General features: G+C 40.0%; 15 protein-coding genes. 3 read left to right on the top strand and 12 right to left on the bottom strand.

Features of this window, described 5'->3' with window-relative positions; translation table 11 throughout:
* Together ruvA and ACFSR3_RS07125 are read right to left on the bottom strand one after the other, a co-directional pair.
* Positions 1–582 carry a Holliday junction branch migration protein RuvA gene (ruvA, locus tag ACFSR3_RS07130; protein WP_379820347.1) on the bottom strand — a complete coding sequence of 194 codons (582 nt, stop codon included), beginning with the start codon at positions 580–582 and terminating at the stop codon, positions 1–3.
* A gap of 57 nt (positions 583–639) precedes the next feature.
* Complete coding sequence (locus tag ACFSR3_RS07125) at positions 640–2,931, bottom strand: NADP-dependent malic enzyme (RefSeq protein ID WP_379820346.1); 2,292 nt, start codon at positions 2,929–2,931, stop codon at positions 640–642.
* 131 nt (positions 2,932–3,062) lie between these two features.
* On the opposite strand from ACFSR3_RS07125, the gene ACFSR3_RS07120 reads away from it, so the two are divergent.
* Positions 3,063–4,835, top strand: coding sequence for a DUF885 domain-containing protein (locus tag ACFSR3_RS07120; protein ID WP_379820345.1), 1,773 nt, complete (start codon positions 3,063–3,065; stop codon positions 4,833–4,835).
* A gap of 40 nt (positions 4,836–4,875) precedes the next feature.
* Here ACFSR3_RS07120 and ACFSR3_RS07115 read toward each other — a convergent pair whose 3' ends face one another.
* The 5 genes from ACFSR3_RS07115 to ACFSR3_RS07095 form a co-directional block, all read right to left on the bottom strand.
* Positions 4,876–5,340 carry an OsmC family protein gene (locus ACFSR3_RS07115; RefSeq protein ID WP_379820344.1) on the bottom strand — a complete coding sequence of 155 codons (465 nt, stop codon included), beginning with the start codon at positions 5,338–5,340 and terminating at the stop codon, positions 4,876–4,878.
* Between the two features lie 11 nt (positions 5,341–5,351).
* Positions 5,352–6,278 (bottom strand): tRNA epoxyqueuosine(34) reductase QueG, encoded by a 927-nt coding sequence (gene queG, locus ACFSR3_RS07110; protein WP_379820343.1) that lies wholly within the window; start codon positions 6,276–6,278, stop codon positions 5,352–5,354.
* A 121-nt stretch (positions 6,279–6,399) separates the two neighbouring features.
* The gene (locus ACFSR3_RS07105) at positions 6,400–6,888 is read right to left on the bottom strand and encodes an SRPBCC family protein (protein ID WP_379820342.1); all 489 of its coding nucleotides are present in this window, start codon (positions 6,886–6,888) and stop codon (positions 6,400–6,402) included.
* A gap of 173 nt (positions 6,889–7,061) precedes the next feature.
* The gene (ruvB, locus tag ACFSR3_RS07100) at positions 7,062–8,087 is read right to left on the bottom strand and encodes a Holliday junction branch migration DNA helicase RuvB (protein WP_379820341.1); all 1,026 of its coding nucleotides are present in this window, start codon (positions 8,085–8,087) and stop codon (positions 7,062–7,064) included.
* 29 nt (positions 8,088–8,116) lie between these two features.
* Positions 8,117–8,419, bottom strand: coding sequence for a GNAT family N-acetyltransferase (locus tag ACFSR3_RS07095; protein ID WP_379820340.1), 303 nt, complete (start codon positions 8,417–8,419; stop codon positions 8,117–8,119).
* 95 nt (positions 8,420–8,514) lie between these two features.
* Here ACFSR3_RS07095 and ACFSR3_RS07090 point away from each other — a divergent pair, with 95 nt between their 5' ends.
* On the top strand, positions 8,515–9,927 hold the full coding sequence (locus ACFSR3_RS07090; protein WP_379820339.1) for an APC family permease: 1,413 nt from the start codon (positions 8,515–8,517) through the stop codon (positions 9,925–9,927).
* A gap of 10 nt (positions 9,928–9,937) precedes the next feature.
* Positions 9,938–10,285, top strand: coding sequence for a hypothetical protein (locus ACFSR3_RS07085; protein WP_379820338.1), 348 nt, complete (start codon positions 9,938–9,940; stop codon positions 10,283–10,285).
* Positions 10,286–10,381: 96 nt separating this feature from the next.
* Here ACFSR3_RS07085 and ACFSR3_RS07080 read toward each other — a convergent pair whose 3' ends face one another.
* From ACFSR3_RS07080 to ACFSR3_RS07060, 5 genes are read right to left on the bottom strand one after another with little or no spacing between them, the layout of a single operon-like run.
* Positions 10,382–12,190: a cytochrome c oxidase subunit I gene (locus ACFSR3_RS07080; protein WP_379820337.1), complete on the bottom strand. Its 1,809-nt coding sequence runs from the start codon at positions 12,188–12,190 to the stop codon at positions 10,382–10,384.
* Positions 12,191–12,221: 31 nt separating this feature from the next.
* Complete coding sequence (locus tag ACFSR3_RS07075) at positions 12,222–13,424, bottom strand: cytochrome c oxidase subunit II (RefSeq protein ID WP_114756330.1); 1,203 nt, start codon at positions 13,422–13,424, stop codon at positions 12,222–12,224.
* A 19-nt stretch (positions 13,425–13,443) separates the two neighbouring features.
* Positions 13,444–14,955, bottom strand: coding sequence for a quinol:cytochrome C oxidoreductase (locus ACFSR3_RS07070; protein ID WP_379820336.1), 1,512 nt, complete (start codon positions 14,953–14,955; stop codon positions 13,444–13,446).
* 26 nt (positions 14,956–14,981) lie between these two features.
* Positions 14,982–15,527 carry a c-type cytochrome gene (locus ACFSR3_RS07065; protein ID WP_379820335.1) on the bottom strand — a complete coding sequence of 182 codons (546 nt, stop codon included), beginning with the start codon at positions 15,525–15,527 and terminating at the stop codon, positions 14,982–14,984.
* A gap of 8 nt (positions 15,528–15,535) precedes the next feature.
* Positions 15,536–16,060 (bottom strand): DUF3341 domain-containing protein, encoded by a 525-nt coding sequence (locus tag ACFSR3_RS07060; protein WP_114756327.1) that lies wholly within the window; start codon positions 16,058–16,060, stop codon positions 15,536–15,538.
* Position 16,061: the final 1 nt, after the last annotated feature.

Raw genomic sequence — 16,061 nt, 5'->3', positions numbered from 1 at the left:
TTATAAATTTTTTAATGCTTGTTTTATAATTGTCTCCACACTCGCCGACGGATTCTCTTTAACAATCTTCTCAATAACCTTCTCTGCCAATTTCTTGTTAAAGCCTAATACCTCCAAGGCAGATAACGCTTCTTCTTTGTTTGTATTGTAGCCCGGACCTGAAACTTCCTCTAAATCGTATAGTTTTAACACTTTATCCTTTAAATCGAGTATTACCCTTTGGGCTGTTTTAGCACCAATCCCCTTAATCGACTGAATGGTGCCTACATCACCTGAGCCTATGGAATGAATAATATGTTTGGGTTCCAGCGACGACAGCATAGTGCGGGCAGTACCGGCTCCAACACCGGAAACTGATATAAGCAGCTTAAAAAGTTCTCTTTCCGCCTTTTCAGCAAAACCAAAAAGCGTGTGGGCATCTTCTTTTACCTGCAGATAAGTGTAGAGCTTTATATTTTCTGAATCAGGCAGCAACGAAAACGTATGCAGCGATATATTAACCTGATACCCTACTCCATTACAGTCTATTACCACATCGGTAGGTGTTTTTTCTACTAATCTCCCCTGAAGGTGTGCTATCATAAATATTTTTTAAGCCGTTCCCAAAAATAATAAAATTCTTTAACCCTGCACCAAAAACTATTTGTTTGCCATTTTAAGACGATATTCTTTTTCCTGAGCATCAACCACCGCTACTGCAGCCATATTTACCATCTCTTCAACACTTGCACCAAGCTGGAAAATGTGAGCAGGTTTATCAAGTCCCATCATAATAGGACCAATCGACACCACATGATCAAGCTCTTTTAAAAGCTTATAAGTAATATTTGCAGCATCAAGATTAGGGAATACAAGTGTATTTACTTTTTTACCCGCAAGTTTAGAGAACGGGAATTTATCTTTAAGCATATCCGGATTTAGTGCAAAATCTGCCTGAATCTCTCCATCAACAATAAGATCAGGATGTTCATTATGTAAAATCTCAACAGCTTTTCTCACCTTAACAGCATTTGAATGCGTTGATGAACCAAAGTTTGAGAATGATACCATAGCTACAACCGGCTCAATTCCAAACATACGTACGGTTTTTGCAGTCATTATAGCAATTCTTGCAAGATCTTCTGCTGTTGGATCAGGGTTAATTGCAGTATCAGAAAGGAACATCGGACCGCGTTTGGTAAGCATCATATTGGTTGTTGCGATCCTGCTAACACCCGGAGCCCTATCAATAAGCTGCATAACAGGCTTAACAGTAGAAGGATAACTTCTTGAATATCCTGTAACCATTGCATCCGCCTCACCTTCATTAACCATCATTGCAGCAAAATAGTTACGTTCCCTCATCCATTTCTGAGCATCAAGAAGGTTCACGCCACGGCGTTGTCTTGTTTCCCAGTAAGACTGTGCATAACGCAATCTTCTTTCGTCTTCTTCATCTGTTTTAGGGTCTATAATCGCTACTTCAGCATCAAAGCCAATTTCTTCCTTCAGCTCGTTTATCGTTTCGCGGTTTCCTAAAAGTATTGGTTTACCAATACCCTCCTCCATAACTATCTGTGCTGCTTTAAGCACATCCAGGTGATCTGCCTCTGCAAATACAATTCGTTTAGGATCTGTTTTTGCTCTGTTGGTAAGTAATCTTACCATTTTGTTATCATTACCCAGACGCTCTAAAAGCTCTTCTGTGTATTTATCCCAATCCTGAATAGGATTTTTAGCCACTCCACTATCCATCGCAGCTTTAGCAACAGCGGGTGCTACTACAGCTATAAGTCTTGGGTCAAATGGTTTTGGAATAATATAATCACGTCCAAAGTTAAGTTTTGTCTCGCCATAAGCAATGTTTACCTGCTCCGGCACCGGTGCTTTTGCAAGCTCCGCAAGTGCGTGAACGGCAGCCATTTTCATAGCCTCATTTATTTTCGTAGCACGAACATCAAGTGCTCCCCTGAATATATAAGGGAAACCTAAAACGTTATTCACCTGATTAGGGTGGTCGCTACGACCTGTTGCCATAATAATATCGGGACGCGTACCTATTGCCACATTATAATCAACCTCCGGAATTGGATTTGCCATTGCAAATACAATAGGGTCGTTGTTCATGCTAAGCAGCATTTCAGGAGTAAGTATATTACCTACCGAAAGCCCAAGGAACATATCAGCTCCTACAATTGCTTCAGCTAATGTTTGAGCATTGCCCGGCTGAGCATATTTCATCTGCTTAGGAAGCAGGTTTTCACGACTCGTAACCAACATACCGTCAACATCAAACATTTTGATATTTTCAGCTTTTACACCAAGAAGTATATATAAATCCGCACAAGCCAAAGCCGCCGATCCTGCTCCTGATACTACCAGTTTAATATCGCTGATATTCTTACCTGCAAGTTCAGCCGCATTAATAAGTGCTGCTGACGAAATGATCGCAGTACCGTGCTGGTCGTCGTGCATTACAGGAATATCCAACTCTTCAACAAGTCTTCTTTCAATTTCAAAAGACTCCGGAGCTTTGATGTCCTCAAGGTTGATACCTCCAAAAGTTGGGGCAATATTTTTAACAGTTTCGATAAAAGCGTCAATGTTCTTAGCATCAACTTCTATATCAAACACGTCGATATCGGCAAAAATCTTAAACAGAAGTCCTTTACCTTCCATTACCGGCTTAGAAGCTTCCGGACCTATATCTCCAAGGCCAAGTACCGCAGTACCATTAGAAATTACAGCTACAAGGTTACCCTTGGCAGTATATTTATAAACGTTATTTACATCTTTAGCAATCTCAAGACAAGGTTCTGCAACGCCCGGCGAATAAGCCAGTGACAGATCTCTTTGTGTAGCATAAGGTTTTGTTGGCACTACCTGTATTTTACCAGGATGTGGTTTAGCGTGGTATAATAGTGCTTCTCTTCTCTTACTGTATTGGTTCATTATGAATACTTTTTTCTGGAATCCACAAAGGTAACCCTATCGGCGAAACTGCGAAATTTTTAAGACGATTCTTTTTGCAATCGTTTTTTATGTGAAAAATGTATCTTTAAACAAAATTTAGCATCACAACCATGAAAAAAATATCCTTAATACTATTTGCGGCGGCGGCAATATTGCAATCGTGTGCAAAAAAAGAAACCACAGCTGAAGATAATAATGAGTTTAAAACAGTTCTTGACAATTACTATAAAGAACGAATGAAGCTCTTTCCTGTAGAATCAACCACTTCAGGCGACAGTATTTACAATAATCTGTTACCAAATAACCTTACGGATGAATACAACAATGAGATAAAGACTTTCTTTGAGAAGTACCTTACGGAGGCAAAAAAGTACGCAGATAACGACCTTTCAGAAAATGACAGGCTAAGTAAAGAGTTACTGCTTTGGGAATGCGACATCAACATCGAACAACTGGGTTTTAAAGAATATCTGATACCGATGAACCAGTTTACGTCACTCCCTCTTACCATAGGACAGTTTGCCAGCGGTTCAAGTGCTCAGCCTTTTAAAACCTATAAAGATTATACCAACTGGCTCGAAAGACTCGAAAGCTTTAACAAATGGCTTGCTACCGCGCAGCTACGAATGAAGGAAGGCGTATCCAAGGGCTACGTATTACCAAGATCACTTACTGTAAAAATGATTCCTCAATTAAAAGACCTGGCAAATGAAGACATACAAAACCACCTTTTCTATTCGCCTGTAAAAGCTTTCCCTACATCATTTACCGACGCTCATAAAAAAGAGCTTACAGACAAATACACAGCCATACTTAAACAGAAGCTAATACCATCTTTCAATGAATTATACAATTATGTGAGTAATGACTACCTAAAGGCCAGTCGTTCAACAAGTGGTATATCGGCCATTCCTGACGGGAAGAAATATTACGACCACCTGATAAAACGTTACACTACTACCGATATGACGGCGGAAGAGATCCATCAGCTTGGTCTTAAAGAAGTAGCCCGCCTTACGGCAGAAATGGAAAAGGTTAAAACACAGGTTGGTTTTACAGGTCCGCTAAAAGATTTCTTCAACTATGTACGTAATAAAAAAGAACTGATGCCTTTTACCGAGCCACAACAGGTAATAGACAACTTCAATGCTATTCATGAGAGGATGAAACCGAATCTTGAAAAACTTTTTGATCTTAAGCCAAAAACTCCTTTTGAGGTTAGAAGAACAGAAGCTTTCCGTGAAGCATCGGCAAGTGCCGAATACAACCAGGGTTCGCTTGATGGTACACGCCCGGGTATTTTCTATGTTCCAATACCTGACGTTAAAAAATACAATGTGTATGCCGATGAAGACCTTTTCCTTCACGAAGCCATCCCGGGGCATCACTATCAAATATCAATACAGCAGGAAAACACGACCCTGCCTGACTTCAGAAAAACAATTTGGTTCAACGCTTATGGCGAAGGATGGGCTTTATACACTGAATCACTAGGTAAGGAACTTGGTCTTTATAGCGATCCTTATCAATATTTCGGGATGCTTAGCGCTGAGATGCACCGTGCGCTCCGTCTTGTTATAGATACAGGCCTTCATACGAAAGACTGGACAAGGGAACAGGCTATTAAATACTCTATGGAGAATGAAGCCGAGCCGGAAGAAAGCATCATTGCCGAAGTAGAACGTTATATGGCAATACCGGGACAGGCATTGTCTTATAAAATAGGTCAATTAAAGATACGCGAGCTACGCACTAGAGCCGAAAAGGAACTTGGTGCAAAATTCAGCATTAAGGAATTCCATAATCAGGTGCTGGATGCAGGATGCCTTCCACTAAAAGTACTTGAAGGAAAAATAAATAAATGGATAGAGAGTAAAAAATAATCTCTTATATAGCAGAAAGTCCGGTATGAAACCGGACTTTTTATTTTACCTCACAAACAGGATTATGATAAACTGGGAAATTACAGGAGTTGGCAATAAAACAAAGTTCGTTTGCTTTTTTGTCAAGCAGCAAGGCTTCCTCTATCCTGTTGGCATCCGTAATTAGTACTTTTGGATTGAGTGTTACTTCCGTAAATCGTCCTGAACCATCATCTTTTACCTCTAATGTTGCTATGGCATCATCCGCATAAGAAAGGATTTCAATTCCTGCCTGGGCACACACATACAAATACGACATCATATGGCAGGAAACAAGACTACTTAACAGCATATCTTCCGGATTGTACAATGCCGCATCTCCCTTGAAAGCTTTCGCAGCCGAGACATCTAAATCAGGTTTACCTTCAATTGTAATGCTATGATTACGGCTATAGCTCTTTATATTTTCATCTTTCCTTTTTAAAGTCCAGATTGCTTTTGCTCTAAATAAATGTTTGAATGGCATTTCGGGATTATTTATAATTTCAGGAAATCTATATTTCTTTTAAGCCCCTCAAATTTTGTTCGCTTTACAGCCGAATTTTTAAATACCGCCCTAAAAGTATCTTCGGTAATCTCTTCCCAGTCTTTTTTGGTCAGGGATAATAAATCAGGATGGGGGTTGAACAAAGGTTCATTATGCGGTTTAGAAAAACGATTCCACGGGCAAACGTCCTGGCAAATATCGCAACCAAAAGCCCACTCATCAAACTTACCTTTCATTTCCATAGGCAGGTTATCCTTAAGCTCAATGGTAAAGTAAGAAATACATTTGCTGCCATCCACCACATACGGTTGAATGATTGCCTGGGTAGGACAGGCATCGATACAGGCTGTACATTTCCCACAATGATCCGTTACGGCATGGTCGTATTCCAGTTCTAAATCAACAATAAGTTCTGCAATAAAAAAGAAGGACCCCACCTGTTTGCTTAGCAGGTTACTATTTTTACCAATCCAGCCAAGACCGCTTTTTGCCGCCCAGGCTTTATCCAGTACCGGTGCCGAATCTACAAAAGCCCTGCCTCCTACTTCGCCTATTTCAGCCTGTATGGAATGAAGCAGTTCTTTCAGTTTTTCTTTGATGACAAAATGGTAATCCTGTCCATAAGCATATTTAGAAATCTTAAAAGTATTATCCGTTTGGGTTTGTTCGGGATAATAATTCAGCAATAACGAAATAACACTTTTAGCATCATCAACAAGCAATGTAGGATCAAGACGCTTGTCAAAATGATTCTCCATATACTGCATCTGTCCGTTATGCTTAGCTTTGAGCCAGGCTTCTAATCGGGGTGCTTCCTCTTCAAGAAATCCCGCTTTGGATATCCCGCAAGAAATGAAGCCAAGGCGTTTTGCCTCGGCTTTTATGAATGCTGTATATTTTTCTTTGTTGTTTATCAACTTTCCTCTCCCCTAGCCCTCTCCAAAGGAGAGGGAGTTTATAACTCTTTCTATAGTACAAAGGTATAACATCTGTAAAACAAAACCGCTCCATAACGGAGCGGTGCATATAATTTTAGGATTATCCCTGAGCCAGCAACTCGTCGAGATTTGAAAGCCCCATAGAGAAGCCTTCTTTGAAGCCCATAGCAACAATCTTTTCAAGATCTTCTTCGTTGTCAAAAGCCAGCTCCATATAGGCATTTGTTTTATTCCCGGAACCTTCAAATCTGTTATTCCAGCGACCAACAGATAATTCTGTTTTATTCCCCTGTTCATCACAAAAGGCATTATCAGCCGAAAAGCTTTTACCTTCTTCTATAGCAGTAAAGTCTACCCTGCACCATTGTTTGTCTCCTTCAGGGCCAACCATCGCATACAGCCATGTACCGCCTACTTTAAAATCCATAGACTTTGTTTCGGCCCTGTAAGGTTTCGGTGCCCACCATTTATCCAATAGTTCAGCTTCGGTCCAGGCTTTCCATACTTTTTCTACCGGCGCGTCAAAACTACGGGTTATAACCAATTTTTTGCCAGAAAGGTCTTTTTCGATTTTGGTTTCGTTACTCATAATTATTTGTTTTTTGTTTGATTTAATTTAAATACGCAATCATTCAGTTGCAAATATATGAAACGAAACCAAACGGTTGCTATTAAGTAGTGTTAAATTTTAATCCTTATTAAAATTAAAAAAGCTGCAAGTGAAACACTTACAGCTTTAACGTATAATTATAACCTCTAAACCTATGCGAACAATCCTCCCTGAATTCCGGGATTTGTCCTGCCAAGGTGTTTATATGCTTTCTCAGTAACTTCTCTTCCTCTTGGTGTCCTGATAATAAAACCTTCCTGAATGAGGAATGGCTCATACACCTCTTCTATAGTCTCTCCACTCTCTGATACAGCAGTTGCCAAGGTTGAAAGTCCTACCGGCCCACCTTTGAATTTATCAATAATCGTGGTTAGTATCTTATTGTCCATTTCGTCAAGTCCATGCGCATCTACATGAAGTGCCTTCAATGAGTAACGGGCAATTTCAATATCAATCTTTCCATTTCCTTTTATCTGGGCAAAGTCACGCACACGACGCAAAAGCGCATTGGCAATACGCGGTGTACCACGGCTACGCCCTGCAATCTCAATTGCTGCTTCCATTGTGATAGGCATTTTGAGGATCGCCGAGCTACGTTCAACAATGGTAGTAAGCAGTTCAGTAGTATAATATTGAAGTCGGCTCTGAATTCCGAAACGCGCACGCATAGGAGCTGTAAGCAAACCTGAACGCGTTGTTGCACCAACTAATGTAAATGGATTAAGTCCTATCTGTACCGATCGGGCATTGGGCCCTGACTCGATCATAATATCAATCTTGAAATCCTCCATAGCCGAATAAAGATATTCTTCTACTACCGGGCTAAGACGGTGTATCTCGTCAATAAAAAGAATATCCCTGTCATCCAGATTGGTTAAAAGACCTGCGAGGTCACCGGGTTTATCCAAAACAGGACCCGAAGTAATTTTTATCCCTACACCAAGTTCATTGGCAAGAATATTCGCCAAAGTAGTCTTACCAAGCCCCGGAGGCCCGTGAAATAAGGTATGATCAAGCGCATCACCACGCATATTGGCCGCCTGAACAAATACCTGAAGATTTTCAAGCACCTGTGCCTGTCCGGTAAAATCATCAAACGAAAGGGGTCTCAATTTTTTTTCAAGATCCAGTTCTTCCGCATTGTAATTACTATTGGTAGGGTCTAAATTCTCATTCATATCGCAAAGATAATCGAATTTGGCACGAATTACATCTGGTAACCATCAGATAAAACGTCTATCCACTCCGGGTGCTCATTTACATAATGGGCAACATAAGAGCATAACGGAACCACGGTAAGCCCATTGTCTTTGGCACATTGCAGGGTACGCTCAATAAGTTGAGCCGCTATACCCCTCCCACGGAGTGCTTCAGGGGTTTCGGTATGCGTAAGGAATATCTTTTCACCTTCGCGATAGTACTCTACAAAAGCCATACCTCCGGGCACATACAGTTCAAACTGTTTACCTTCTTCGTTTACTTTAAAATTATTGTCGTTATTGTGTTTCATAGCTTTCAATTCTTAGAACCAAGTTAACCAATAATTCGGTTTAAACGGCAACCGTAAGATATTTTAAATATCTTTAACCAAACCAAACACAAATTATGGAAAACCAAAACGAAAACACACATTTAAAACGTGAACTTGGACTTCTTGACGGCACTATGCTTGTTGTAGGATCAATGATAGGCTCCGGGATCTTTATCGTAAGTGCCGATATGATGCGCAATGTGGGTAGTGCCGGATGGCTAACCTTCATCTGGATATTATCGGGTCTGATGACAATGATAGCTGCTATTAGTTATGGAGAGCTGAGTGCAATGTTTCCAAAAGCAGGCGGACAGTATGTATACCTAAAAGAAGCCTACAACAAACTCATTGCCTTCTTATACGGATGGAGCTTTTTTGCCGTGATACAAACGGGAACAATTGCTGCTGTAGGAGTAGCATTTGCCAAGTTTACAGCGTACCTCTACCCTCCCGTTAGTGACCAGAATGTCTTATACGAAATAGGAAGCTTTAAACTGAACGCTGCACAATTGGTATCTATAGCTACCATAATAATCCTGACATACATTAATAGCAGAGGTGTGAAAAATGGAAAATGGATACAGACAATATTAACCATTACTAAAATAGCTTCACTTTTTGGTTTAGTAATTTTCGGATTAGTTATGGCTTTTGACTCTAATATCTGGGCTACCAACTGGACCGATGCCTGGAATGCACAATCTTATGACAAAGACACCAACTCATGGCTGCCAATAGGCGGAACTGTTCTGATGTCTGCAATTGCAGCATCAATGGTGGGTTCACTTTTCTCAAGTGATGCATGGAACGGTGTTACCTTTATTTCAGGTGAGATAAAAAATCCACAACGTAATGTAGGGATGAGCCTGTTTTTGGGTACGCTGATTGTAACTGTAATCTACATCTCTGCCAATATTATGTATCTCGCAGTATTGCCAAACGATAGCATCGCTTTCGCAGCCTCCGACCGTGTGGCGGTAGCGGCATCACATCCCATATTTGGAAACATTGGCACTTACATCATAGCAGTGATGATCATGATCTCAACATTTGGATGTAACAACGGACTGATAATGGCCGGAGCAAGGGTTTATTACACCATGGCTAAAGATGGGCTGTTCTTTAAGAAAGCAGCCAAACTTAATACCGCAAGCGTACCGGGTTGGGGACTATGGTTCCAGTGTTTTTGGGCATCGGCATTGTGCCTTACCGGAAAATATGGCGACCTGCTCGATTTTGTAATGATCATTGTTGTGATATTCTATATCCTGACCATTTACGGCATCTTTATCCTTAGAAAGAAAATGGCAAATGCAGACAGGCCATACAAAGCTTTTGGTTATCCGGTACTACCTGCTATTTATATCATACTGGCAGCAGCATTTTGTTTCTTCTTGTTAAAGGACAGAACCAGTACCTGTGGTTGGGGCGTTTTGATTATGCTTGCCGGTATACCTGTATATTATTTGACGAAGCCGAAGGAATAACCAAAATAATATGAAACAAAGATATATAGTTGTACCAAAAGATACATCAGCCGAGAAAGCATTAGACTATAATGAAGCAACTGATGAACAATTAATACAAGTTATATTAGATAACGAACAATTCAATTCTTTATACCATTCTACTTTTTTTGAATTTATTAATGATGTTGGAAATGCAAATATTGATGATTACGAAGACTTGAGAATAAATGAAATGAAGGATATCGAAAATGTGCACAATGTCTTAAGTAAAAACATTAATAAATTTGGCACCGAGAATAAATCGATAGTTACTGAGATAATGAACTTATTTAAACAAGCAAAAGAAAGAAAAACTAGTGTATGGTTCTATTTCTGACAATCCAGATAAATCAAAATCATCATTATTAAAATGTAAAAACAAAAAAGAGGATACCGATTGGTATCCTCTTTTTTGTTTTATAGTACAGAGCTCCTAGTGGTGTAGTTGCTCTTCTCCTTCTTTCATTGGAACAGTCTGCGGTACGAAATCCTCATCATGTCCGGGTTTGCTGTAGTCGTAAGGCCATCTGAATACTTCAGGGATCTCACCAGGCCAGTTACCGTGGATATGCTCAACCGGAGTAGTCCATTCAAGCGTTGTAGACCTCCATGGGTTTTGAGACGCTTTCTTACCTTTGAAGATGCTGTAGAAGAAGTTCCAAAGGAACACCAACTGGAATGCAGCTCCAACGATAGCAAACATTGTAATAAGAACGTTAACGTCAGCAAGGTCATCAAATAATGGGAATGCAGTGTTAGTATAATAACGTCTTGGAAGACCAGCCATACCGATGAAGTGCATTGGGAAGAATACTCCGTAAGCACATACTGCAGTTACCCAGAAGTGGATGTAACCAAGGTTTTTGTTCAACATTGTTCCGAACATCTTAGGGTACCAGTGGTAGATACCTGCAAACATACCGTAAAGAGCAGAGATACCCATTACAAGGTGGAAGTGAGCAATAACGAAGTATGTATCGTGAACGTTAATATCAAGTGTACTGTCACCAAGGATGATACCTGTAAGACCACCAGTGATGAATGTAGAAACGAAACCTATTGAGAAAAGCATCGCAGGGTTAAGCTGCAGGTTACCTCTCCAAAGCGTTGTAATCCAGTTGAAGGCTTTTACCGCTGATGGAATCGCAATAAGTAGTGTTGTAAATGTAAATACAGAACCAAGGAATGGGTTCATACCAGAGATGAACATGTGGTGACCCCAAACGATAGTCGAAAGGAATGCGATTGCAAGTATCGAAGCGATCATCGCACGGTAACCAAAGATTGGTTTACGTGCATTTGAAGCCATAATTTCAGACACAAGACCCATCGCAGGAAGGATTACGATGTAAACCTCAGGGTGTCCAAGGAACCAGAAAAGGTGCTCGAACAATACCGGAGAACCACCCTGGTAGTGAAGAACTTCACCAGAGATGAAGATATCAGAAAGGTAGAATGAAGTACCAAAGCTTCTGTCAAATATAAGCAGTAAAGCAGCAGATAAAAGCACAGGGAATGATACGATACCGATAACAGCCGTAATAAAGAACGCCCATATAGTAAGAGGTAGTCTTGTCATAGACATACCTTTTGTTCTAAGGTTGATTACAGTAACAACATAGTTAAGTGATCCCATTAGTGATGAAGCGATGAAAATAGCCATAGAAACTAACCAAAGCGTCATACCTGCTCCAGAACCTCCAATTGCCTGAGGTAACGCACTCAATGGCGGATAGATTGTCCAACCAGCCGATGCAGGACCTGCTTCAACAAAAAGAGAGATGATCATTATAACTGATGATAAGAAGAACAACCAGTATGAAATCATGTTCATAAACCCGGAAGCCATATCACGTGCACCAATCTGTAACGGAATAAGAAGGTTACTGAAAGTTCCACTCAAACCGGCAGTCAATACGAAGAATACCATGATAGTACCGTGTATTGTTACAAGTGCCAGATAAATATCATTTTTCATTACTCCTCCCGGAGCAAATTTTTCACCTAAAAGAACTTTAAAAATTGTAAAAGACTCTTCTGGCCATGCAATCTGCATACGGAATAATAGAGACATTACAATTCCTACTACTCCCATAATAATACCCGTAATAAGGTACTGCTTAGCGATCATTTTGTGATCGATACTAAAGATGTACTTCGTTATGAAGGTCTCTTTATGATGATGATCGTGGTGATCGTGAGCATCGTGATGACCGTGTTCTTCGTGTCCTACTGCTGACATATTTCTTTAATTTGAATATATTTAAAAAGAATTATTTTTTTACAACCTGTGCTACTACTACCGTAGAATCCGGTTTAGCCGCTGTAGCTGAATCTGCTGGTTTTGCAGGAGCAGCTTCTGCTTCCGGTGCCGCAGCTGCAGCCGCAGCTTCTTCTTTTGCTTTCTTAACAGCTGCAGAAAGTTTTTCTTTTCCGCTTAACCATTTTTTGAAATCTGCATCGTCTTCAACAACAACTTTCATTTGCATGTTGTAGTGAGAAGCACCACAAATTTTATTACAAAGAAGTAAGTAATCAAAAGTATAAGGATCAAGAGGAGTTTTTCCTTCTGCTACAAGCTCGGCACTCTTTTTCGATCTTATCTCATTGATATGAGCTACTTTGTTAACGATTTTAGGATCCTGACGCATTTCGTCTGTAGTAATTGTAGGTGTGAAAGCAAATTCAGTAACCATACCAGGAACTACGTTCATTTGCGCTCTGAAGTGAGGGAAATAAGCTGAGTGTAATACATCCTGAGAACGGAATTTAAACACAACTTGTTTTCCTTTTGGTAAGTGAAGTTCAGTAGACTGGATATCATCCTGAGCATTCGGATCTGACATATCAACACCAAGTGTGTTTACACCCTCGATATATCTTACGTTAGCTTTACCAAGTACACCATCCTCACCTGCATAACGAACTTCCCAGCTAAACTGTTTTGCATAAACTTCTACAAAAACAGTATCTTTTTTCTGCTCATCAATGAACATGATGTTAGTCCATGCATACAATCCGTAAAGGATAAGACCTGCAAGAACGATTACCGGGATAATAGTCCAGATAAATTCAAGTTTATCATTGTCAGCGTAATAGAAAGCTGTTTTACCTTCTTTACCTCTGTATTTGAATGCAAAGTAATGTAATAAAAACTGAGTAATAGTCTGTACAATAAAGATAAGCCACATAGAGATAGCCATAAGATTATCGTACTGAGGACCGTGCTCAGAAGCAGGTGTACCTAATACAAGGTGACCCCACTTGTAAAGAGAATAAATTGTAAAGACATAGATGAAACCAAGGAAGGCAAACATCACATAACCATTAACATTATTATCCCTATCGTTAGCAATTTCACTGTTAGCATCATTAGCACCAGCAGTTCCAACCTGTGTTAGGTGAAATATTTTAGTTAATTGCCATATTGCAATGCCTAATAAAACTAAAACTATAATTATCAATAAACTTGTCATTTGTTTATTTCTTTAAATATTAATAATGGAAATGCTTACTTTCTTCTATAAGCGGATTACGTTTCGCTAATAACGGCGCTTTAGTAAGCGCAGTAAATACAACGAATATAAATAGACCAAGGAAGAATAATATCGCACCTATTTCACCTGCTCCGATAAACCACTGATCACCTACTGTAGCCGGCATGATCATGTTGAAGAAGTCGATATAGTGACCACAAAGGATAACGATACCAGCCATTACAACAATCCAAGAAAGACGTTTAAAGTCAGTGTTGATTAGGATAAGAACAGGGAATACGAAGTTCATTGCAACCATTCCAAAGAAAGGAAGGTTATAATTTTCTATACGCATTTTGAAGTAAACGATCTCTTCAGGTATATCAGCATACCATATTAGCATGAACTGAGAGAACCAAAGGTATGTCCAGAATACGCTGATACCAAACATGAACTTAGCTAAGTCGTGGATGTGGCTTGTGTTAACGTATTCAAGGTGACCAAGAGATTTAAGATATAAAGTAATCATAGCAATTACAGTGATACCGCTTACAAAGAAACTTGCAAACACATACCATCCGAATAGTGTACTGTACCAGTGTGGGTCAACCGACATGATCCAGTCCCAAGACATGATAGATTCAGTTACAATAAAGAATACTAGGAATCCGGCAGAAGCCTTAAAGTTTTTCTTGTAGAAAGAGTTATCTGTAGCATCATCCTGAGCAAGAGAGTTCTTTCTCGCATATTGACGGTAAAGTATCCAGCCACCCATAAAGATAGCAGCTCTGATAAGGAAGAATACTTTATTCAGGTAACCCGATTTTGCCTGGATTAGATGATCTTCAGCAACAACATCTTTATCCATCCAGATGAAGATTTTGTGAAGATCCATTGTACCCGCAACAAGAATAAGGAATACAATGATAGCACCAGGAATTAGGTAGCTAGAAACACCTTCCATAACCCTGAACAATACAGGAGACCATCCAGCCTGAGCAGCATTTTGGATAGCATAGAAAGCAAGAGCTCCTAAAGAAATTAGCATAAAGAACAATGCAGCAACATAAACAGCAGACCAAGGCTTGTTTTGTAATTGACCAAGTACGTGTTCTAAATGGTGTTGGTGTTCAGCGTGAGCATCATGTGCTTCTTCGCCATGAGCTGCATGAGATTCAGCATGAGCTGTTTCAGCAGTACCGTGATCATCATGAGCAACAGCTGTAGCATGAACAGTGTCATGTTCTCCGTGAGCTGCTTCAGTTGCAGCAACTGCATGAGCAGTATCGTGCGTAGCTTCAGCTGCAGGTTCATGAGTTTCTTCAGTTGTAGCATCATGAGCATCATGTGCAGCAGGCTCGTGATGAGCTGCATCGGCATGTCCTCCACCGTGGTGGCTGTCAGCCGCTAATATTTTCTCTACGTCTTCAACGGTTTTTGGTGCAGTGAAAAAACTATAGCCTATCCCAAGGATACCTAATACCATCAGGACTAAAGCAATCGTTTTTAATCTACTTGAAAATGTGTACATATATTTATGCTTTCAGTGTTCTACAATTATAATTCACTCCTAAGTTTCATCACGTAGTGAGTAACCTGCCAACGCTCTTCCTGAGAAAGCTGGTTAGCGTGAGAGCCCATTGCGTTTAATCCGTAAGTTATTACATGGAATATACTTCCTTCTGTAACAGCTCTGTCTTTATAGTTAGGCACCCCAAGGAATTTTTCCCTTTTAACCAGATTTCCTTTTCCGTCTCCTTTATCACCGTGACAGATTGCACAATAGATAGTGAAAAGCTGTTTACCTCTCTCAAGGTCGATAGCTTCAGGAGCAAGAGGAGATTTCAGATTTGCTTTTGCAAGTTCTAAACCTTCAGTAGAGTTTTCATATTCATAAGGAGTAAAACCCCTTGGAATAGATCCTTTAGCAGGAAGCTGACCTTCTTTACCGCCAGGGAATGCAGCTGATTCCTGATAAGTTTCATAAGGAACAGGTTCATACATGTTTGGCATGTACTGGTAATTAGGCTCTGATTTATTGAAGCAGGCAGTCAGCGAAGCTGATGCTACTGCCAGTAATGCTATTTTAGATAACGCTTTCATACTTCTTCTTAATGCTTTTCAATTACTTTTACTTCCACAGCACCTGTGTTCTCAAAGAACGAAACAAGTTGGTTCTCATCCCCGTGAACAGCAACCTCCATAAGGAAATGGTCATCTGTTGTTCTTACATCCGGGTTTTCAGCGCTTTTAAATGGCCATAATTTACTTCTCATATAAAAAGTGATAACCATTAAGTGAGCTGCAAAAAATACTGTCATCTCAAACATTACAGGAACAAATGCAGGCATGTTCTGAATATAGCTAAAGCTTGGCTTACCACCGATATCCTGAGGCCAGTCTTGGATCATGATGAAATTCATCATAGCCGTTGCAACCGACAAACCTACTAAACCATATAAGAATGAGCAAATAGCGATTCTGGTTGTAGCAAGACCCATTGCTTTGTCTAGGCCGTGAACCGGGAAAGGCGTATAAACTTCTTCAATGTGATGATGAGCAGCGCGAGTTTTTTTAACTGCATCCATTAGGATATCATCATCATTGTACAATACGTGTATAACTTTATTACTCATG

Origin of the sequence: Flavobacterium suzhouense, assembly GCF_042684765.1 — a bacterium.
Taxonomy (GTDB): domain Bacteria; phylum Bacteroidota; class Bacteroidia; order Flavobacteriales; family Flavobacteriaceae; genus Flavobacterium; species Flavobacterium suzhouense.
Note: the sequence above shows the minus strand (reverse complement) of the source record. Positions and strands in the feature narration are given on the sequence as shown.